Below are 20,312 nucleotides of genomic sequence, written 5' to 3' on the forward strand. Positions count from 1 at the left end.
CGAAGCCCCAACCCTCCTTAAATCACAACCTCAAATCTGTGCCATTGGTGCTGACGGGGGACATACGACGAGTTTTAGGTGCGCCATCGAGTCGTTGAGCGGGTGAAACTCACCTGTGGGTAGGCGCCTTGCCTGTTCCCAAAGGTAGTCGCCGGTGAGGCTGATGTGCGCCCATCCCATGGGCGACAGATGGGCGAGCAATGCCGGATCGCAAGTCGTACCAGCACCGTTGAGGTGCTGGACTGCGCGATCGAGGTAGATCGTGTTCCAGTATGAAATCGCCGCGATCAGCAGGTTCAGGCCGGACGCGCGGAATTCCTGATTTTCCAGGCTGCGGTCGGTAAACCTGCCTTGCCGGTTGGTGTAGATGGCGGCGGCAAGCGTATGACGTGCCTCGCCTTTGTTGAGACCCGCTTGGCAGGCGCGGCGCAGTGCCGGTTGTTCGAGCCAGTCGAGTGTGAACAGCGTGCGTTCGATGCGGCCAAGTTCTGCGAGCGCAAAATCGAGCCTGTTCTGGCGTTTGTAGGCGGCAAGTTTACGAAGGATGACAGACGGCGCGACGGTCCACTCCTTGATCGAGGCAACAATCCTGACGATATCGTCCCAGTCAGCTTTGATCGCCGCCGTTTTTATGGTTCGGCCCATCAGGCATTCGATGCCCTTGTAGGCTGATGGCGCAGCGATCGACCCCAGTTTTCGGTCGGCGATGTCACGTAGTCGGGGCGCAAAACGGAACCCGAGGAGGTGGCACAGTGCGAAAACATGGTCAGTTGCTCCGCCGGTATCGGTGTAGTGCTCATGCAGAGGAAGATTTTCTACCCCTAGGACAAGGCCATCAAGGACATAGGGCGCTTCACCAGCAGTCGCCGACATGATCCGCGACCCGAAAGATGCGAAATGGTCCGACAGGTGCGAGTAAATTTTGACGCCCGGTTCAGCGCCATATTTTGGGCTCTGTTGCAAACATGGGGCACGGCCGCGCGGCGTCACCCAGTTGGGGGATTAGGCAGCATTGGCGAAATGCTTATTGAGCATAATCATGGTTTCGGTCAGGGCCGAGGGTCCAATTCCGAATGCTCTTTCAACCAGGCGCACCTCCCCCATGATACCTGGCTGCAGGCACCATGCCTGGGCCTGTCCTTTGCGTAGGGCGCGCATGACCTCGAAGCCCTTGATCGTGGCGTAGGCCGTTGGCATCGACTTGAAGCCACGTACCGGCTTGATCAGCATCTTCAGCTTGCCGTGGTCGGCCTCGAGCACGTTGTTCAGATATTTCACCTGCCGGTGCTCGGTTTCCGCCGCCAGTTTGCCTTCGCGTTTCAGCTCAGCGATTGCTGCGCCGTAGCTGGGTGCCTTGTCGGTATTGAGTTTGGCCGGCTTTTCCCAGTCCTTCAGGCCACGAAGAGCTTTGCCCAGAAAGCGCTTCGCCGCTTTGGCGCTGCGTGTCGATGACAGATAGAAATCAATCGTGTCGCCCCGTTTGTCGACCGCCCGGTACAGGTAGGTCCATTTGCCCCGCACCTTTACGTAGGTCTCATCCAGACGCCAGCTCGGATCAAAGCCGCGCCGCCAGAACCAGCGGAGACGCTTCTCCATCTCCGGCGCGTAGCGCTGCACCCAGCGATAGATCGTCGTATGATCGACATCGATCCCACGCTCGGACAGCATTTCCTCGAGATCACGGTAGCTGATGCCGTATCGACAATACCAGCGCACCGCCCATAGGATGACCTCGCCGGTAAAATGCCGTCCTTTGAAATCGTTCATCGCAACTGACCTTGACAGTACATGAGCCCAATCTTGGAAACCGTGTCAGAGTTTGCAACAGAGCCGAATATCCCGCGTGGCGAGATGCTGAAAGCGCGGATGACCCGGGCACCCTGCCTGCGCCTGAGAGCCCGCTGCTGATCCTTTACACCTCCGGCACGACCGGCGTTCCAAAAGGCGTCGTGCTGAGCCACCGCAATCTCTCGTTTCTGGCGCAGATGGCACACGAATTGTGGGACATGACGGCCAGCAGCGTCAATCTGGTGGCGAGCCCGCTCTTCCATATCGGCGGGATCGGCTACGGCCTGACGGCGCTAAGCCAGGGCGGCCACACCGTGCTGATGCAGCAGGTTGTGCCGACCGAAATCGTCGAGGCGATCCAGAGCCACCGCGTCACACACGGCTTCTTCGTGCCCACTGTGGTCCAGATGCTGCTCGAAGTGCCGGGCGTTTCCGGCATGGACATGTCGAGCATCAACCGCATCGTCTATGGCGGCGCGCCGATCGGTGAAGCGGTGCTCAAGCGCGCGATCGCGGTGCTCGGCTGCGGCTTCATGAACACGTATGGCATGACCGAAACCGCCGGGACGGTGATCATGATGGCCCCTGAGGACCACGATCCGGGCGGCCCCCTCGCAAATCGCCTGCGTGCTTGCGGGAGGCCCATGCCCTGGAACGAATTTGCACTGGTCAATCCGGCAACGGGTCAGTCGGTTGCCGTTGGCGAGGTCGGCGAGATCCGCATCCGGTCCGAAGCTATCATGCTCGGCTACTGGAACAAGCCCGCAGAAACCGCGAAAACAATCACCCCCGATGGCTGGATGTGCACAGGCGACGCCGCCTATCAAGACGCTGACGGGTACGTGTATATCCATGACCGCTTCAAGGACATGATCGTCTCCGGCGGGGAGAACATTTACCCCACCGAGATCGAGAACGTGCTTTACGACCACCCGGCAGTCGCCGCAGTCGCAGTCATTGGCGTGCCGCATGAACGCTGGGGCGAAACGCCCAAGGCTTTTGTCGTCGCGCGGGCGGGGGCCAGGCCCACCGAGGCCGAGCTGATCGCCTTCACCCGCGCGCGGCTGGCGCACTACAAGTGTCCGAAGGCCGTCGCCTTCGTGGGGGCGCTGCCGCAGAACGCCTCGGGCAAGATCCTCAAGAAAGAGATGCGCGATCCGCGCTGGCTGGAAGAACAAGCATGACCCTCAGTCCCTCCGCGCGCCTGCTGCGCGGCTTTGCCGTCGATTTCCTGACCTGCCACAACGTGGCGGCTGTCGAGACGATCATGGAGCCCGACTATGCGCTCAGCATTGGCGGTTTCCTGCTCGCTGGCCGTGACGACACCTACTTACCGGCAACAGCCGCGCAGCTGGATCAGTTTCCCGGGCTCTGCGTGACGGTCCACGACACCGTAATCGGCCCCAATGCGATTGCTATGCGGTTCACCGAACACGGGGCGTCGATCCGCCATGGTGGACGGCTTTCCACCTGGGGCGGGGTCACACTGTTCCGCATCCAGAACGGCAGATTGCACCGGGGCTGGGCCGAAGAGGATTACTATGCGCGCAAGCGCCAGCTCGCCGAGAGCTCCTGCGACATGATCCGCGCCCCGCATCCCGCCCCTTGGGATGCCCCTTGCGAAGCCCCAAATACGGTGGTGGAGACCCTAGCTAAGTCTTGGCTAACGACCGCCGCCAACTGGGCCGACAGAACCGTGATCGACGAAATTAGCGCCGAAGGGCCGCGCTTTACCGATCTGGTGGCAATCGAAGCCATCGCCATTGACCACCTCTTTTCCGCCGGGCAGCGCGGGGCGTTCCACCTCACTTGCACCGGCACCTATCGCGGCGGATTCGAGGATATCGATCGGGCGCAAATCGGCCAGCCGGTCACGCTGGCGCTGGCTGGCATCTTCGACTCCGAGGGAGACCAGATTGTGCATATGCAAGTTACTGCGGACCGGCTCGGCCTCAACCGCGCCCTGATGCCGCCGCGATGAGCAAGGTCATCATCACTTGCGCCGTCACCGGCGGCGCACACACCCCGACCATGTCGGACGCCCTGCCCTGCACGCCGTCCGAGATTGCCGAGCAGTCGATCGCGGCGGCCGAAGCGGGCGCGGCCATCCTGCACCTTCACGCGCGCAATCCCGCCAATGGCCAGCCGACCGGCGACCCGGCGATCTATGCGCAGTTCCTCTCGGTCATCAAGCAGCAGACCGATGCCGTGGTGAACATCACCACCGGTGGTTCCGCCACGATGCCGCTGGCCGAGCGGCTGAAGGCAGCGGTGCAGTTCAAGCCCGAGATGTGCTCGCTCAACATGGGCTCGATGAACTTCGCGTTCTTCGGCGCGGCGGCGCGCATCTCCGAATGGAAGCACGATTGGGAAGAGCCCTATATCACCGGCTCCGACGACTTCATCTTCCGCAACACCTTCCGCGATATCGCCGCGATCCTTGAGGTGATGGGCGAGGCTGGCACCAAGTTCGAGCACGAGTGCTACGATGTCAGCCACCTCTACAACCTGGCGCATTTCGTTGATCGGGGCCTGGTGAAGCCGCCATTCTTTATCCAGATGATCTTCGGCATTCTAGGCGGCATCGGCCCTGATCTCGAAAACCTGATGTTCATGAAATCGACTGCCGACCGCCTGTTTGGCCGCGACAATTTCCAGTGGTCGGTGCTCGCGGCCGGGCGTCACCAGATGCCGTTCCTCACGCAAGCCGCGCTGATGGGCGGCAATGTCCGGGTCGGGCTGGAGGACAGCCTGTTCATCGAACGCGGCGTACTGGCCGCCTCGAACGCGCAGCAGGTGGAAAAGATCGTGCGGATCATCCGCGAAATGGGCCATGAACCGGCCACGCCCACCGAAGCCCGCGCGATGCTGGGCCTCAAGGGCGGCGACAGGGTGGAGTTCTAGAGCATGGCACGCATGATCGTAGACCTCTCGATCTACCTCGAAAACGATGTGATCTCCGATCCGCCGCCCTATCGGCCCCGGATCGACTACATCGACCACAAGACCTCGATCCCCGATCTGGTCGGCTTTTTCCCGGGGCTGAAGCCCGAAGACCTGCCTGATGGCGAGGCTTGGGCAATCGAGAAGATCGAGCTGATCACGCACAACGGCACGCACCTCGATGCGCCGTACCACTTCGCCTCGACGATGAATCGGGGTGAGCGCGCGATCACCATCGACGAGGTGCCGCTCGACTGGTGCTTCCAGCCCGGCGTGAAGCTGGATTTCACCGCCCTGCCCGATGGCTATGTGGTGACAGCCGCCGATGTCGAGGCCGAGCTGGCGCGCATCGGCCACACGCTCTCGCCGCTGGAAATCGTCGTGATCAATACGGCGGCCGGCAAGCGCTATGGACAGGATGACTACGTCACCGCCGGCTGCGGCATGGGCTATGACGCCACGATGTATTTGCTAGAACGCGGCGTGCGGCTGACGGGCACCGACGGCTGGAGCTGGGACGCACCGTTCGTCCACACGCGCGAGGCCTATGAGGCGACGGGCAACGCCGGGCTCATCTGGGAAGGTCACAAGGCGGGCCGCGATATCGGATATTGCCACCTTGAGAAGCTGCACAATCTCGAAGTGCTGCCCCCCACCGGCTTCACCATCGCCTGCTTCCCGATGAAGATCCGCGCCGCCTCGGCCGGGTGGACCCGGGCCGTGGCGATCTTCGAAGACTAGGGTCAGGACCTAGTTCAGACGATTTTCTCCTTCAGCTCGAACATCACCGCGGCCGTCGCGCGTACCGAGGGCCGGTCGCGGTGGAAGGCCTCGAACCGCGCGAGATTGGGGTAAAGCTCGTGCCAGGGCGCCATATCCGGCGCGTAGGCTTGCCAGAGCGGGATCATGCCGGTCTCGATCACGATATCCTGATTGCCGAGCAGCGCGATCACCGCGATGTCGGCCAGCCCGAACCGGTCTCCGACAATGTAGTCGCGCGCGCCCACCCGGCGATTGAGTTCGGTCAGCCCGCCCTTGACCTTGCGCAACTGCCGCTGGGCCCATTCCGCGCTGGGCTGGGGGCGCTGCATTTCCCAGAACAGGAGCACAGTCGCATCGAGCACGCCTTCGGCGATCACCTGCACCTGCTTGGCCTCCAGCGCCGCCTCGGGCGCCTCGGGGAGCATCGGCGGCGTGGGATAGCGCCACTCGATCCACTCCATGATATGCGAGGATTCGAACACCGGGTCCGCATCATCGGGGATCAGCACAGGCAGCTGCTCGAGCGGGTTGTAGCGCGATGTCTGGGTGTCGGCGTGCCAGGGCACCTCGTTTTGCAGGGTGAAGGGCACGCCCTTTTCCATCAGGGCAATGCGCACCTTGCGCGCAAACGGGCTGGGTGTGGCGCTGATCAGGATCATCATGGGTTCCTTAGTTCATCCAGTGTCCACCGGTGACGTTGATCGCCTGTCCGGTCATGTAGGCGGCCCGGTCCGAGGCCAGGAAGGCGACGAGTTCGGCAATTTCATTGGGGGTTCCGGCGCGGCGCAGCGGGATGGCCTGAACCCGCGTGGCAACATCCGGCAGGCCCTGCGCGCGGTTCATTTCCTCGGCTTCCGCACGCATTTCTGTATCGACGATGATACCCGGACACACCGCGTTGATGCGGATGCCCGAACTGCCGAATTCGCCCGCAAGGCTTTGCGTGAGGTTGATGATCGCGGCCTTGGTGGCACCGTAGGCTGCGTGGTTGGGGACGCCCTTCTTGCCGGTCCACGATGAGACGTTGACGATGGCCCCGCTCCGGCGCGCCACCATGGCGGGCAGCACCGCCTGCGAGCAATGAAACACCCCGTCGAGATTGATCGCGAACGTGCGCCGCCAATCCTCCTCGCTCACATCGAGGAACGCAGCCGTGCGCAGGATCCCGGCGTTGTTCACGAGGACATCCACCGGACCGAGATCAGCTACGATTGTCTCCACCCCGCGGATCACCTCGGCGCGGCTTGAAACGTCACCGGCGGCAACCACGGCCCGCTGTCCGAGCGCGGTGATAACTTCGGCAGTGTCGCTGGCGCTGGCTGCATTCGTATCGAAAAGGCCGACGTTCGCGCCGCTCATTGCTAGCCGCAGCGCAATGGCCCGGCCAATGCCCGCGCCCGCGCCGGTCACCAGCGCCACCTTGTCTTTCAGATCATCCATGCCCATCGCCTTACCAGTGGGTATTGATTTAACCCAGTGGGTTTTCTATGTTTCAACATATGTGTTGATTCGGCCCTATGTCGAGCGCAAAATGCGGCCCAAGCAGTGCTGGAAGAATTGATCGAAGGGATCTCAAGGATGTCCGAGCCTGCCAGCGCCGCAATCAAGGCAGACTACGATGCTGTCGTGGTCGGCGCGGGCTTTGCCGGGCTCTACATGGTCCACAAGCTGCGTGGCCTCGGCCTCTCGGTCCTCGCGTTCGAAGCGGGCAGCGGTGTCGGCGGAACTTGGTTCTGGAACCGCTACCCTGGCGCGCGCTGTGACGTGTACAGCCTCGAATACTCCTACTCATTCGACGAAGGGCTGCAGCGCGAATGGGTCTGGACCGAGCGCTATCCCGCACAGGCTGAGATCCTGCGCTATATTGAGCACGTGGCCGACCGGTTCGATCTGCGCCGTAACTGTTGATTTCCACTGAGAGTTGACCCGGGATTTTCATCGAGAAGTGACCCGGTTGGTGGTATGTCCCGCGATGGGGGATGAGGGTCAAGCCGGTTAATTTTCCTTTCGTGATTTCGGGGTTGCGGAGCTGGCTCTGAACCGGAAGCTGTCATTGCCGGTTTCCAGGATGTGACAATGATGGGTGAGCCGATCGAGCAGTGCCGTGGTCATCTTGGCATCGCCGAACACGTCCGCCCATTCGCTGAAGCTGAGGTTGGTGGTGATAATGACGCTGGTGCGTTCATAGAGTTTGCTGAGCAGGTGGAACAACAGTGCGCCGCCTGACGGACTGAACGGCAGATATCCGAGTTCGTCGAGGATGACGAGGTCGAGACGCAGCAGGCGCTCGGTAAGCTGTCCTGCCTTGTTCATGGCCTTTTCCTGCTCAAGCGCATTGACCAGATCGACGGTGGAGAAGAAGCGGGCCTTTCTGCGATGGTGTTCCACAGCCTGGACGCCGAGCGCTGTGGCCATGTGGGTCTTGCCGGTTCCGGGGCCACCGATCAGGACGACATTATCAGCTCCGTCGATGAACTCGCCGCGATGAAGCCCGCGGACCAGAGCCTCGTTGACCTCGCTGGATGCAAAGTCGAAGCCGGCCAGGTCCTTGTAGGCCGGGAACCGGGCGGCTTTGATCTGATAGGCGATGGACCGGACCTCGCGCTCTGCCATCTCAGCCTTGAGCAGCTGGGAGAGGATCGGCACGGCTGCATCGAAGGCTGGCGCCCCTTGCGCGATGAGATCGCTCACAGCCTGGGCCATGCCGTACATCTTGAGGCCGCGCAGCATGACCTCTACGGCAGCGCTGGCGGGATCATGACGCATGGCGCATCTCCCGCAGGTTGTCATAGCGTCCGACGTCGGCAACGGGTTCCTGCGCCAAGCGCAAGGCCTGCGGCGCATCGATCGGCGCAACCGGGGGCGCCTTGCCGTCGGTCAGCCGGTGCAAGAGGTTGAGCACATGGGTCTTGGTGGGAACACCTGCCTCCAGCGCCAGCTCGACCGCGCCTAGCACTGCCTGTTCGTCATGATGCAGGACAAGGGACAGGATCTCGACCATCTCCCGGTCACCACCAGGGCGCTTGAGCAGATACCCCTGCAATTTACGGAAGCCATCGGGCATCTCGATGAACGGTGCGCCATTACGCAAGGCGCCGGGCTTGCGCTGAATCACCGCCAGATAATGCCGCCAGTCATAGATAGTCCGCCCACCAATGGGGTGCGTGCGATCAATGATCCGGCCATGCTCGCACAGGAGCCGCCCTTCGGCGGCGATGACAATCCGATCCGGGTAAATCCGCAGGCTCACCCGCTGGTTGGCGAATGAGGCCGGCACCGAGTATCGGTTGCGCTCGAAGTTTACGAGGCAGGTCGGCGATACCCGCTTGGTATGTTCAACAAAGCCGTCGAAGGGCCGCCCCAGCGGCATCAGGCTGGCCACCTCTCCGGCATGTACCTCGGCGATGGTGCCCGGCAGAGCGCGATGCGCAATCTGTCCCCATTGCGCAATGCAGCGTTCCTCAAGCCACAGGTTGAGCGCATCAATATCCGGGAAGTTGGGCATCGGCTGCCACAGCCGGCGACGCGCATCCTGCACGTTCTTCTCGACCTGCCCTTTCTCCCATCCCGATGCCGGGTTGCAGAACTCGGGTTCGAACAGATAGTGGCTGGCCATCGCCGCAAAGCGGGCGTTGATCTGCCGCGCCTTGCCGCTGCCGATCCGGTCAACGGCGGTTCTCATGTTATGGGATGGACGCCTCCCGTCTTCCGGGCACCATAGGTGTCCAACCAAAAGGAGGAAGGCGATGACGATGGAAATGTTAGCGATCGACTTGGCGAAGCAGTCGTTCCATCTACACGGGATAGATGCTGACGGGGTGGTGGTCTCACGCAAGGTGAGTCGTGCCAAGCTCGAGGATGCAGTGGCTGAACTTGGTCCTGCAGTCGTCGCCATGGAGGCTTGTGCGAGCGCCCACCATTGGGGGCGACAGCTCGCAGCGGCCGGTCGTCAAGTGCGTCTGGTAAACCCCAGATTCGTCAAGGCGTTCGTCCGCGGCTCCAAGAACGATGCTATCGATGCGGAGGCGATCTACGATGCAGCTTCGAGGCCTACTATGCGCTTCGTGCCAGTGAAGACGACCGAGCAGCAGGATCTTCAATGCCTACATCGCGTGCGTGAGCGGTTGGTCGTCCAACGCACCTCGCTCATAAACCACGCGCGAGGGCTTCTCGCCGAGTATGGCGTCGTGCTGCCCAAAGGTCCGTGGCGCTTCCGTCAACAGGCTCCTGCTGCGGTAGCTGAGGCTGATTTGTCCGAACTTGCCCGCGAGCTGTTTACGGAGTTGATCGATCAGCTCACCGACGTAGAAGCCCGCCTCGCGAAGCTCGATGCCAAGCTCGTTAGCATCTGCCGCGAACATGCCGCATGCCGTCGGCTTGCTGCGTTGCCGGGCGTCGGGCCGGTGATCGCGACCGCGCTCGTCGCAGCGGTGGATGACGGTCGACATTTCCGCTCAGGCCGCGAGCTCGCCGCCTGGATCGGATTGGTCCCAAGACAGTATACGACCGGAGGCAAACCCAAGCTCGGCGGCATTGGCCGACGCGCCAACCACTACCTGCGCAGACAACTCATTCATGGCGCGAGGGCAGTGATCAGCCGACTGGCTGCGAAAGACGATCAACGATCAGTTTGGTTGAAGGGAATTGTCGCTCGGGCGGGCTTCAACAAGGCGCTCGTGGCGCTCGCTAACAAGACGGCCCGCATTGCTTGGGTTCTGTTGGCGCGGAAGGAAGAATATCTGCCGGCGTAACGGCGCCATGCAAACGAGGTCTGTCCTACAGCGATTGCGAGGTGGATACTGATGGTGCAACGGCATGGGCCGCCGCTTCGAAGCCTGATTTTCGACAAGGCCATCAAGGCCGATCATGTTATTAGGCAAGAAGTAGCGGACTCCCATCAAGGCCAGAAGCCTAACCGCTTCAACCAAAGGCCGGATAGATTCATGCAACCCGAGCCAACTGTACCGATCAGAATCATCTTGCGGCGGGAGGCGTCCATAGATTGTCGAAAATCCCGCGCTGCGGGACCCCGCCCAACACACGGAAGGCCTGGGTCAGCGCATCAAACAGCATCTCATGGGTCTGGAGCGGATAGGCCCGGACGATGAACGCCCGGCTGTGTGACAGCTTTGTGTGCGCTACCTGCAATCTGGTCTGCTTGCCGGCGATAATCGCCCAGTCTTCGCTCCAGTCGAACTGGAACGCTTCACCCGGCGCAAAAACCAGAGGTACGAAGGTCCCGCGACCGCTGGTCTGCTGATCGCGCTGCCGGTCAGCCTTCCATGCCCGCACAAAGGCGGCGACACGGCCATAACCGCCATCAAAGCCAAGGGACACAAGGTCGGCATGCATCTGCTTCGCCGTGCGCCTCTGTTTGCGCGACTTGCCTGCCTCGATCCGCAACCAGCCTGACAGCTTCTCGGCATACGGGTCCAGCTTGCTTGGCCGATCAGGCACTTTGAACTTCGGTTCAACCGTGTTGGCCCGAAGGTGCTTGCGAATCGTGTTCCGCGACAGCCCTGTGCGCCGCTCAATCTCCCGGATCGGCATCCCCTCTCGGAAATGCCAGCGCCGGATTACGCTCAATAATGCCATGTCGATCACTCCATGTTGCCTCCAAACCTTCGCTCGGAGGCGGTTCAAACATGGGTCAGTTCTCGACGAAAATTTATAACCCTCCCGGGTCAACTCTCAGTGGAAATCAACAGGATCACGTTCGGGCGCATCGTCAGCGTTCTTTTCGACCGTGGCCTCGGCACGGCGCTCGGGATCATGTCGACCGGGGTTGGCCTATCGGCCGTGATCGGCCCGCGGCTCATGCAGCACATCATCGATTCCTACAGCTGGCGCACCGCATTCATTGCCGAAGCCCTCATTGTGGCGCTGGGTCTGCCGTTGCTCTGGCTTTGGCTCCGCAACACCAAAGCAATCACCGAGCACCGCCCAGCCCCGCACATCGGAGTGACATTGCAGGAAGCCGCGCGCTCTGGCGTGTTCTGGCTTCTGGTGATCGGCACCTTCGGATACGGGCTGTGCGTCTCCGGTGTCCATGTGAACATGGTCCCCTACCTTACGTCACAGGGTATGACTCGCGAAGCTGCGGCGACTGCGGTCGGCATTTTCGGCGCCGCGACTGTAGTCGGTCGCCTGTTAACAGGGCTGATCATCGACAAGGGACCGCTGCACGCCAGTGTCCTGATCGCACTGATGCTCGCCATGGAAGCCCTCGCGTTCGTCGGACTGGCGTCGCTGGGGATCGAGGCACTTGTAGTGATCCTGATCGTCTTCGGATTCGCCGTTGGCGCCGAAGGGGACTGCCTCGTCTATCTGGTTGCCCGGTTCTTCGGCCGCCGCCGCTTTTCCAGCATCTTCGGGGTGATCGGGATCGTCGCGCTATATCTCGGAACGGGAATCGGACCGGCGCTATTCAGTCTGACAAGGGACTACGCTGCGAGCAACCAAACCACCTTGGTGATTTGGGCGGGCCTGGCGGTGCTTTCAGCGCTGGCATTCCTGGCCACGGTGCGCACCCCCTTTCGGCAGTAGCCAAGGCTGGCGGTCGCTTCAGCGCCGACAACGCTCAACGTGGAAGGGCTGGGCTCCGGATACCTTCAGCGATACCCCCACTATCCTGGAGTTGTCCGCCTATTGCCGATTCGGGAACGTGGACAATATCAGCAATTTCATGGTGTTAGCGCCTTGAGCCAGATGCGAAAGACGACAGTTCGAGTCGATCTGCGCAACGATTAATCGTTTATTTTCAATATTTTAGATGATTTGGTAGCGGAGGAGGGATTCGAATTTTCCACTTTATGTGTTTGTATTAAAATATTTTATTTCGTGGCTGCATATGATCTACCCCCGCCAATACCCCCTGTTCGAGTCCCTGCGCCAGAACGAACCCCAGATGGGCCGAGGCGAAGCAGGGGCTCACACGACCGAGGATTTCTCATCGAAAGAATTAGCGGATCAGCCCTACCACCTGGTCTGGCGTTGCTGTCGATGACGTCATCAGCGCCTCGTGGGCAGGTTGGAAGAATGAAAGGCGACGCATCGCTTCGTCATACCGCCCGTCACCAACTCAGACCCACGCAGCCACTAGAAGCGGAGCGCCGCTTGCACCCCCACTTCGCGCCCTCGGGCTACCACCCCGCGCTGCTCGCCCTGGGTTAGCGGTACACTGGTCCCGCCAGTGCGGTCACCGGCGAACAGAAGATAGTACTTATTGGTCAGGTTGCGGCCGATGAGCGAGAAGCGCCAGCGGTCGTCTGCTGCGCCGATGCTAACGCTGGCATTGAAACGCCAGAACGAATCCTGCTCACTTGCCGGTGCCAGCGTATCGCCTGCGAAGTATGACGAACTATAGAACGCATCGCCCGCGATGGTCCACTCCAGGTCGGAACCGACCGAACCGGTGTAGTCGAAGCCCGCATTGGCGGCCCAGTCGGGTGAGCGAGCGGGAGCGCGCCCGTCGAACACCTGTTGCAGGATGACGCCGCCGGTCGGCGTGCGCGCGCGGCTGCCATCGGCCGCAAGCACGAACGAGCATCCAGGAGGCGCTGCCGCGGTCAGGGCCTGCGCGACGGGAATGGTGAAGCCGTAGCACTGTCCGGTATAATCGCGGAACCGGTTGTGGACGTAGGCGATCGCACCTCGCAGTCGCAATCCGTCGGCTGCGTCGAGATCGGCCTCGAGTTCGAAGCCCCGCTGCCGCACCTTGCCGGCATTGTTGATCTGAAAGCGGATTGCCGCCGCATCATAGGTGGTCACCTGGAGATTCTTGAAATCGAACGCAAAGGCGGTCGCCTGGAGAGTAAGCCGGTCAAACAGCTTGCCTTTCGCGCCAGCCTCGAAACCCTTCACAGTCTCGGATTCGAAATCGATGTCGGACAGCAAGGTCGTGGTCTGGATGGGGCTGGTGATGCCGAACCCACCCGACTTGAAGCCCGTCTTGTAGGCAAGGTAGATCGTGGAATTGGGCGCCGGCCGGTACGAGATCGTCGCTTCGGGCGAGATGTTCTCGTCGCGGAATTCGGCTGCCAGCACTCCGGGGGTGGGATCGGTCGACCCGGCATAGATAGTGTTCAGGGTGTTGAACCGACCAAGCGCCGTATCCACCCCATATATGTTGCGATTGAATGTGCGCTTGCGTTCGGATGTCCAGCGCGCACCCGCTGAAACTTCGAGCTTGTCGGTCAAATCCCAGATGACCTGGCCAAAGGCCGAGTAGGCACGGCTTCTGAGATCCGCCTCCTTCACGTAGGTGACAAGCTGATCGGCAGCGGCGTTGTAGCTGATGTCCGCGCGAAAATTGGTGTGGTTGTACAGCTCATCCTTGGCGTTCTGATAATAGACGCCTGCCAGGAAATTGATCGGGCCGTCGAAGTCGCTTAGCGCCCGAAATTCCTGGCTGAAGGCGCGATAGCTCGTATCCTCGTATGTGGTCAGCGCGTTGTCGACCGTGTGCGTCAAGCCTGAAATGCTGCGATAGCGATTGTAGAGATTGCCGGTGATCGAGGTGAGCGTGATGGCTCCTAATTCCAGTTGCATATTCAGCGATGCCGTGACCGCGCGCTGCTTGCCACGCGAACGGTTGTCGCCATCGAGCGCGGGAACCCGATCGGCGATCGCGGGGACCACGTTACTGAAACTCGTCTGGTTGTCGGCGGTACAGTCGCCAAATGGATCGACGACGCCAAACGAACGGGGCCGACCATCGGAGCATGGGCCGATGTTCTGCGAATAACTACCGCCCCCCTGATCGATGCCGTGGAGCGCGAACACGCGAGCGGTCGCCGTAAACGTGTCGGTAGGCGCGAATTCCAGCGTCGCGCGCCCCATGATCTCGTGATCGCCCACCCGGTCATCGGGGGCCCCAGGGAGGCGGCCTTCGGCAGCGGGCAAGGCAGCCGGGAAGAACGGGTTCGGAGCGGGCTCGGCATTGTTGTAGAGCCAGCCCTGCATATCACGGTATTTGAATGCCAGGCGCCCGCCCAGCGTGTCGCCGATTGGGCCGGCGACGAAGCCTTCCGTCGAAATCTCGTCTCCCACGAATTCGTAGGATGCGCGCAGGCCGACTGACAGATCGCTGGTCGGGCCCGCTGATGTGACGGAAATGACGCCTGCGGGGCTGTTCTTGCCAAAGAACAGCGCTTGCGGGCCCTTGAGGATTTCGACCTGCTCGAGATCGAAGAAGCCGAGCGTAGCGACGCGGCCGGACGATGTTTGGACGCCGTCAAGCGCAACGGACACCGGCTGTTCGTAGCCAACCTGGGTGGGCGGTGAACTGATCCCGCGTATCGACAGCGAGCCACCGCCAATCGTGCGATAGTTGCTGATGATGACCGTCGGCGTCAATTCACCGATCTTGGTGAGGTCGCCAGCGTTGTATCGCGTGATGTCCTCGTTCGACAGCGCGGACACAGACACTGGAACATCGAGCAGGCTCTCATTGCGCAGGCGGGCAGTCACCACGATCGCATCGCTGTCATCTTCAACAGCCGCAGTAGCCGTTGCGGGCGATTCGGGTTCTTGCTGCGCCGCCCACACAGGAGCGGGCGCCAACGCGAGCACGCTGGCCGAGCCAAGAAACACAACTAGCTTAGGCTGGTAACCCGACATGGCCATCTCCTCCGTTTCGCCGCTTCCACGTCGGCGTTGAATAACGGGACTAATCACGTCCAGCGGTTTGTCAACGGTTTTGTTGAACGAGATATGAAAGCGGGCCTGGACCTTCATTTCACAGGCCCACATCTCGCCATCCTCCCAGGGGAGTCGGGCGTACGCCCAGCATCCAAACAGGGCATGAAGCGCGCCGACGAAGCGGATTGACAACGGCGCATTTTTCAACAATCACGTTGAATACTGGGTGATTGCACATCGCGCCACGTCACTACCGGGAGGTCACGGTGCTGAGTATCGAAACGCTACCGTCGGCGGTCGCGGTAGCCAACATACCGACCTTATCATGTACATTGGTGCATCTTACCGGCGATCCACGCTGGATCAGGCCACCCTATTCGTTCGGCCGCATGCGGGGCATGGATGACAACGAAACCGGCGACCTGACGTCTGCACAACAAGAGGAAGTACGCGTTGCGGCAATCGCCGCTATCGGCGCCTGGCTTGCGGGATCGCCCCCTGCCCTGCCCGAGCCCGGCGACGATTTGTTGCTGGAAATGATGAGCGCGACGCTGGGGGAGGAAATTCCTGCGGCATACGTTCCGATGATACGCCACGAACTGTGCCTGGCTCCTCCCTCAACCGCCCACCATGCAACGCCTTCATGCGCGACCGACGTGCCAGAAGGATTCAATGCGCTGATCATCGGCGCCGGCATTTCGGGTATCTGCGCGGCGGTGGAATTCGCGAAGGCCGGCGTACCCTACACCATCGTGGAGCGCGCCGAGAATGTCGGTGGAGTATGGCTTGAAAACCGCTATCCTGGCGCAGCCTGCGATGTACCGAGCCATCTCTATTCGTTCTCGTTTGCCCCGGGTCGCTGGTCGCGGCATTTCGCGGACAGCCGTGAAATTCACAGCTACCTGGAGGATGTCGCGCGCACCTGGGGCGTCCACGACCATGTCAGGTTCGGGCACGAAGCAATCGAAGCCAACTGGGACGAGAGTGAACGATCATGGCGAACTGACGTCGTTGACAGCCAAGGCGATCGAAAAACGCTGTCATCAAGAATTCTCGTGAGCGGCGTTGGCGCTTTCAACAAGCCGCGCCTTCCGGAGGTGCCGGGCCTCGCCCGTTTTCAGGGCCCCAGCGTGCATACTGCCCGCTATCCGGACGAGGGCCTTGATCTTGGTGGCAAACGCGTCGTCTTGGTCGGCAACGGTGCAAGTGCGATGCAAGTCGCGCCGGCGATCGCGGATGAGGTCGCCAGCCTGACGGTAATCCAGCGCAGTCCGCAGTGGGCGGCGCCGTTCACGAAGTTCCAACAGTCCATTCCGGAGCCGCTTCGGGACCTCCTCGACGCCGTCCCGTTATATCGGCTGTGGTACAGGCTGCGACTGAGCTGGGCCTTCAATGACAAACTCTATGACGCTTTACAGCACGATCCTGATTGGGGGAACGACCGTTCGATCAATGCCATCAATGACGCGCATCGGCGGCAACTCACCGACTACATCCTGAGCGAACTGGGGCCGCGCGATGACCTTGCCGACGCAGTCCTGCCCTCGTTCCCACCCTTCGCGAAACGAATGCTGCTCGACAACGGCTGGTTTCGCACGCTGGCCCGCAGTCACGTCAACCTGGTCAACTCCACCGTGACCGAAGTGCACGAGGACGGCCTCGTCACTGCGGATGGCCAGCATCACTGCGCCGACGTGATCATCTGGGCAACGGGCTTCGATGTCGTCAACCTGCTCGCTCCATTGCGGGTCCGCGGTCTTGGCGGTCGCCTGCTCCACGATGAATGGCAGGGCGACGATGCCCGAGCTTATCTTGGCGCTGTCGTGCCCGGATTTCCCAATTTCTTTTGCCTCTATGGCCCCAATACGCAGTTTGGGCATGGTGGGAGCCTGATCACGATTCTCGAACGGCAGACGCATTATCTGATGTCGCTGCTCGCGCGAATGTTCACCGAGAACTGCGGCGTCGTCGAAATCAGACGCGACGTCTACGACCGGTACAATCAGGCTGTCGATGAGACCCATGCGCGGATGATCTGGCAAGTGTCGGGGGTCCAGAGTTATTTCCTCAACAGCAAGGGCCGTAATGTCGTCAACAATCCTTTTCGTATCATAGACTTCTGGGAGATGACCGAGCGCGCGGACCTGTCCGAGTACCATTGTCTCTGTACCAGCGCCGCAACACGGCCAAGCGCCGCGTGACGCGAATTGCGCAACCTACCAACGAGTTCGCTCACGGCTGGAAGCTGCTGCTGGCCTGTGTCGCCGGCATCGCCTTCGGGTCGGTCGGAATCGCGGTCTATTCCATCGGAGCCTTCGTCGATCCGCTAGGGCGCGAATTCGGCTGGTCGCGCACCGAGGTCCAGACAGCGCTCCTGTTCAGCAGCGGTCTGGGAGGGCTTGCCGCACCCTTCATTGGCGCGCTGGTGGACCGCTACGGAGCACGCCACATCGCCTTGGTCGGCCTCGCCGGGGTGGGCGTGGGCTTCATCCTCGCATCACTCAATACCGGCGATCTTGCGATGTTTTACCTATGCTTCGCGCTAATCGCGCTCCTGGGCGGGGGCAGCGGACCGATCAGCTGGACGCGCGCCATTGCAGCACAGTTCGACCGACACCGTGGCCTGGCTTTGGCAATTGCGTTGTCGGGGACCGGTATCGTGGCGATCATCGCGCCGCCCTACGTCACCTGGCTGGTCCAGGATTACGGCTGGCGCTCGGCCTTCGTCGGAATCGCAGCACTGCCACTTCTGATCGCATTGCCATTGGCGTGGGCATTGTTCCGACCCGCCCAATCGACGGTGACCGGCCGAGCAACAACCGCCGACGGTGCTTCGCCACTGGGGCTGACCACGCGCAAAGCCATTGGCGGTTATCGTTTCTGGATTCTGCTCATCTCGGTGCTGACCATGTACCTGGGAATTGCGGGGATGATACCGAACCTGATTCCGGCATTGACCGACAAGGGTATCCCACCGGAACGCGCCGCGCTTGCGACCAGTGCCTTTGGCCTTTCGGTGATCGCCGGGCGGATCGCTGTCGGCTGGTTGATCGACCGATACTGGGCGCCCGGAGTTGCGGCCGCGATCTTGACGCCCGCTGCCGCCGGATGCCTGATCATGATCGGTGATCCAACCCTCGAGCTGGCAATATTCGCTGCCGTGCTTACCGGCCTCGCCGCAGGCGCCGAGCTGGATCTCCTGGCGTTCCTGGCGAGCAAGTATTTTGGCCTGCGCAGCTATGCCAAGACTTACGGCCTTCTGTTCGCCGGGGTTGCGCTTGCCGGCGGAGTGGGCCCGATGGGTTTCGCGGCTTTAGCGGACGCGACGGGTTCCTACGACGCCAGCTTCATGGTCGCGGCCATACTGTTCCTGATCGGCGGCCCGCTTACACTGGCGCTTGGCCGCTATCCGGTCTTTACCGCCCTCCCCACGCAGTAGCAGCCGGACATCTCCGGCTAGTCAGAGTCCGGGATCGGTTTTGTTCCGACAATCGACAAGCCATACCCCTCAAGCGCGACCAGCACCTGCTTGGTGTTCGAGAGCAGCACCATGTCCTGAACCCCCAGGTCGGACAGTATCTGAGCGCCGATGCCATAGCTGCGCATATCCATCTGCGGACGCATGGGATTGATCATGTTCTCCAGATCACCGGGCTGCGTGGCGGTCAGCAGCACGAGCACGCCCACCCCCTCCTTGCCAATCTCTTCCATCGCGCGCTGCAACAGCCGCTTTCGAGCACCTGGTTTCCCCAGCATATCGTGGAACAGCGACGCGCTGTGCATCCGCACCAAAGTTGGTTGATCCGGCAGCACATTGCCTTTCTGGAGGACCACAGCTTCGCTGGAATCGACCTTGTTTCGGTACAGGATGACCTTCCATTCGCCACCATAGTCCGAGGACAGAGTGCTGGTGGTCGCGCATTCGACCAGGTGATCATGGCTACGGCGATAGGCTATCAGGTCGCGGATGGTGCCGATTTTCAGCCCGTGCCTGGCGGCGAAAACCTTGAGGTCGTCCATCCGCGCCATTGAACCGTCATCGTTCATGATCTCGCAGATCACACCCGCCGGTGTCAGTCCTGCCAAACGTGCGACATCAACGGCAGCCTCGGTATGCCCAGCGCGCACCAGAACTCCGCCTTCGCGCGCGGTGAGCGGAAAAACATGGCCGGGCGAAACGATCTCTTCCTTCGCCGTATTCGAACGGATCGCGACGGATATCGTCCGGGCCCGATCGGCCGCCGATATTCCGGTACTCACGCCGTCACGTGCTTCGATCGATACCGTGAAAGCGGTCGAGTGCCGCATTCCATTTTCACGGCTCATTGGGTTGAGACCGAGGTTGGCAACCTGCTCGCCGGTCAGTGCCAGGCAGATCAGGCCGCGACCGTAGCGCGCCATGAAGTTGATCGCATCCGGGGTCGCCATCTGTGCGGGGATCACCAGATCGCCTTCGTTTTCCCGATCCTCGTCATCGACAAGGATGAACATCCGGCCATTGCGCGCTTCGTCGATGATCTCCAGCGCCGAAGACAGATAGGGTTCGCTCACCTTAGGTTTCCTCACTGTCAGGCGCTCGTGACCTGTCGCGCGAACCAGACGATCTGCGCGGCCTGTGCTGCGCAAACCGACCTTATGGCTTCATCGGCAACGCTGCCATCCTGATCGAAAATTTGCTGCTCCACCGTATTGATGGTGACGCCAATCGGGGTGGGCCAGCCCCGCATGGCGTGAACGATGCCTCGCAGCGCCTGCAACGTTATGCCGCACGCCTGCCAGCCCGCCGCCACCACCACCAGCCCCACCGGCCGTTCGCTGAAGTAGACCCGCTCATCCGAGCGCAGGTCCTCGAGCAGGTCGATGGCGTTCTTCACCAGGCCCGACACGCCGCCGTGGTAGCCGGGCGAGCCGATCACCAGCCCATCGGCCTTGCGCACGCAGTCAACGAATTCCGACTGCGCCAGGCTGCGATGGGGCAATTCCGGGCAATAATGGGGCAAGACAGCCAGTTCGTTACCGCCGAACATCCGGGTCGAGGCACCAAGTGCCTCGGCCTCAGCCAACACGCAGCGCACGACCCGCTCTCCCGATGAACCCGGCCGGGTCGATCCGCCGATGCCAACGATAAATGGCGCCGTCACCGGCGGAACTCCTTGAACAAATGCGGTGCGGCGATG

General features: G+C 61.5%; 15 protein-coding genes and 4 pseudogenes. 9 read left to right on the forward strand and 10 right to left on the reverse strand.

Annotated features, from left to right (window positions below; all coding sequences use genetic code 11):
* Positions 1 to 30: 30 nt before the first annotated feature.
* Together SPYCA_RS18045 and SPYCA_RS18050 are read right to left on the reverse strand one after the other, a co-directional pair.
* Positions 31 to 951: pseudogene (locus SPYCA_RS18045) on the reverse strand (Tn3 family transposase); the annotation flags it as partial.
* Between the two features lie 51 nt (positions 952 to 1,002).
* Positions 1,003 to 1,767 (reverse strand): IS6 family transposase, encoded by a 765-nt coding sequence (locus tag SPYCA_RS18050; protein ID WP_006949122.1) that lies wholly within the window; start codon positions 1,765 to 1,767, stop codon positions 1,003 to 1,005.
* 11 nt (positions 1,768 to 1,778) lie between these two features.
* Between SPYCA_RS18050 and SPYCA_RS18055 the strand changes: the two genes are divergently transcribed.
* From SPYCA_RS18055 to SPYCA_RS18070, 4 genes are read left to right on the forward strand one after another with little or no spacing between them, the layout of a single operon-like run.
* Entirely contained in the window at positions 1,779 to 2,972 is a 1,194-nt protein-coding gene (locus SPYCA_RS18055; RefSeq protein ID WP_120222459.1) for a class I adenylate-forming enzyme family protein, read from the forward strand.
* On the forward strand, positions 2,969 to 3,769 hold the full coding sequence (locus tag SPYCA_RS18060; protein WP_120222460.1) for an ester cyclase: 801 nt from the start codon (positions 2,969 to 2,971) through the stop codon (positions 3,767 to 3,769). Before SPYCA_RS18055 ends, SPYCA_RS18060 begins: the two co-directional genes overlap by 4 nt.
* A complete protein-coding gene (locus tag SPYCA_RS18065) occupies positions 3,766 to 4,692 on the forward strand; it encodes a 3-keto-5-aminohexanoate cleavage protein (RefSeq protein WP_120222461.1) in 927 nt (308 codons plus the stop codon). Before SPYCA_RS18060 ends, SPYCA_RS18065 begins: the two co-directional genes overlap by 4 nt.
* Positions 4,693 to 4,695: 3 nt before the next feature.
* The gene (locus SPYCA_RS18070; protein WP_120222462.1) at positions 4,696 to 5,472 is read left to right on the forward strand and encodes a cyclase family protein; all 777 of its coding nucleotides are present in this window, start codon (positions 4,696 to 4,698) and stop codon (positions 5,470 to 5,472) included.
* A gap of 14 nt (positions 5,473 to 5,486) precedes the next feature.
* Here the strand turns inward: SPYCA_RS18070 and SPYCA_RS18075 are convergent, their stop codons facing one another.
* Positions 5,487 to 6,155 (reverse strand): glutathione S-transferase family protein, encoded by a 669-nt coding sequence (locus SPYCA_RS18075; protein WP_120222463.1) that lies wholly within the window; start codon positions 6,153 to 6,155, stop codon positions 5,487 to 5,489.
* Positions 6,156 to 6,162: 7 nt separating this feature from the next.
* Positions 6,163 to 6,933, reverse strand: a complete 771-nt coding sequence (locus SPYCA_RS18080; protein WP_120222590.1) for an SDR family NAD(P)-dependent oxidoreductase — start codon at positions 6,931 to 6,933, stop codon at positions 6,163 to 6,165.
* Positions 6,934 to 7,071: 138 nt separating this feature from the next.
* Between SPYCA_RS18080 and SPYCA_RS18085 the strand changes: the two are divergent.
* Positions 7,072 to 7,395 (forward strand): annotated as a pseudogene (locus SPYCA_RS18085) (NAD(P)-binding protein); the annotation flags it as partial.
* A gap of 93 nt (positions 7,396 to 7,488) precedes the next feature.
* Here SPYCA_RS18085 and istB read toward each other — a convergent pair.
* The gene (istB, locus tag SPYCA_RS18090; protein WP_120222464.1) at positions 7,489 to 8,259 is read right to left on the reverse strand and encodes an IS21-like element helper ATPase IstB; all 771 of its coding nucleotides are present in this window, start codon (positions 8,257 to 8,259) and stop codon (positions 7,489 to 7,491) included.
* A pseudogene (locus SPYCA_RS18095) lies at positions 8,249 to 9,178 on the reverse strand (Mu transposase domain-containing protein); the annotation flags it as partial. The pseudogene SPYCA_RS18095 and the gene istB, both read right to left, overlap by 11 nt.
* A gap of 67 nt (positions 9,179 to 9,245) precedes the next feature.
* Between SPYCA_RS18095 and SPYCA_RS18100 the strand changes: the two are divergent.
* On the forward strand, positions 9,246 to 10,244 hold the full coding sequence (locus SPYCA_RS18100; protein ID WP_082734746.1) for an IS110 family transposase: 999 nt from the start codon (positions 9,246 to 9,248) through the stop codon (positions 10,242 to 10,244).
* Between the two features lie 241 nt (positions 10,245 to 10,485).
* On the opposite strand, the pseudogene istA reads toward SPYCA_RS18100, so the two are convergent.
* Positions 10,486 to 11,088 (reverse strand): annotated as a pseudogene (istA, locus tag SPYCA_RS18105) (IS21 family transposase); the annotation flags it as partial.
* Positions 11,089 to 11,187: 99 nt separating this feature from the next.
* On the opposite strand from istA, the gene SPYCA_RS18110 reads away from it, so the two are divergent.
* Positions 11,188 to 12,039, forward strand: coding sequence for an MFS transporter (locus tag SPYCA_RS18110; protein ID WP_172595172.1), 852 nt, complete (start codon positions 11,188 to 11,190; stop codon positions 12,037 to 12,039).
* Positions 12,040 to 12,591: 552 nt separating this feature from the next.
* Here SPYCA_RS18110 and SPYCA_RS18115 read toward each other — a convergent pair.
* On the reverse strand, positions 12,592 to 15,345 hold the full coding sequence (locus tag SPYCA_RS18115) for a TonB-dependent receptor (RefSeq protein WP_232003717.1): 2,754 nt from the start codon (positions 15,343 to 15,345) through the stop codon (positions 12,592 to 12,594).
* Positions 15,346 to 15,401: 56 nt separating this feature from the next.
* Between SPYCA_RS18115 and SPYCA_RS18120 the strand changes: the two genes are divergently transcribed.
* A complete protein-coding gene (locus SPYCA_RS18120) occupies positions 15,402 to 17,336 on the forward strand; it encodes a flavin-containing monooxygenase (RefSeq protein WP_120222593.1) in 1,935 nt (644 codons plus the stop codon).
* Positions 17,294 to 18,574 (forward strand): MFS transporter, encoded by a 1,281-nt coding sequence (locus tag SPYCA_RS18125; RefSeq protein ID WP_232003719.1) that lies wholly within the window; start codon positions 17,294 to 17,296, stop codon positions 18,572 to 18,574. The genes SPYCA_RS18120 and SPYCA_RS18125 overlap by 43 nt, the downstream gene beginning before the upstream one ends.
* Positions 18,575 to 18,591: 17 nt before the next feature.
* On the opposite strand, the gene ribB is transcribed toward SPYCA_RS18125, so the two are convergent.
* Positions 18,592 to 19,686: a 3,4-dihydroxy-2-butanone-4-phosphate synthase gene (gene ribB, locus SPYCA_RS18130; protein ID WP_443029512.1), complete on the reverse strand. Its 1,095-nt coding sequence runs from the start codon at positions 19,684 to 19,686 to the stop codon at positions 18,592 to 18,594.
* A gap of 17 nt (positions 19,687 to 19,703) precedes the next feature.
* Positions 19,704 to 20,276 carry an NADPH-dependent FMN reductase gene (locus SPYCA_RS18135; protein WP_120222467.1) on the reverse strand — a complete coding sequence of 191 codons (573 nt, stop codon included), beginning with the start codon at positions 20,274 to 20,276 and terminating at the stop codon, positions 19,704 to 19,706.
* Between the last annotated feature and the right edge of the window lie 36 nt (positions 20,277 to 20,312).

Origin of the sequence: Sphingopyxis sp. FD7 (assembly GCF_003609835.1) — a bacterium.
Taxonomy (GTDB): Bacteria; Pseudomonadota; Alphaproteobacteria; order Sphingomonadales; family Sphingomonadaceae; genus Sphingopyxis.

Bases quoted from the DNA above. Each gene is read 5' to 3' on its own strand.
- SPYCA_RS18050 (WP_006949122.1), bottom strand. From the start codon at position 1,767: ATGAACGATTTCAAAGGACGGCATTTTACCGGCGAGGTCATCCTATGG.
- SPYCA_RS18060 (WP_120222460.1), top strand. From the start codon at position 2,969: ATGACCCTCAGTCCCTCCGCGCGCCTGCTGCGCGGCTTTGCCGTCGAT.
- SPYCA_RS18065 (WP_120222461.1), top strand. From the start codon at position 3,766: ATGAGCAAGGTCATCATCACTTGCGCCGTCACCGGCGGCGCACACACC.
- SPYCA_RS18070 (WP_120222462.1), top strand. From the start codon at position 4,696: ATGGCACGCATGATCGTAGACCTCTCGATCTACCTCGAAAACGATGTG.
- SPYCA_RS18075 (WP_120222463.1), bottom strand. From the start codon at position 6,155: ATGATGATCCTGATCAGCGCCACACCCAGCCCGTTTGCGCGCAAGGTG.
- SPYCA_RS18080 (WP_120222590.1), bottom strand. From the start codon at position 6,933: ATGGATGATCTGAAAGACAAGGTGGCGCTGGTGACCGGCGCGGGCGCG.
- istB (WP_120222464.1), bottom strand. From the start codon at position 8,259: ATGCGTCATGATCCCGCCAGCGCTGCCGTAGAGGTCATGCTGCGCGGC.
- SPYCA_RS18100 (WP_082734746.1), top strand. From the start codon at position 9,246: ATGGAAATGTTAGCGATCGACTTGGCGAAGCAGTCGTTCCATCTACAC.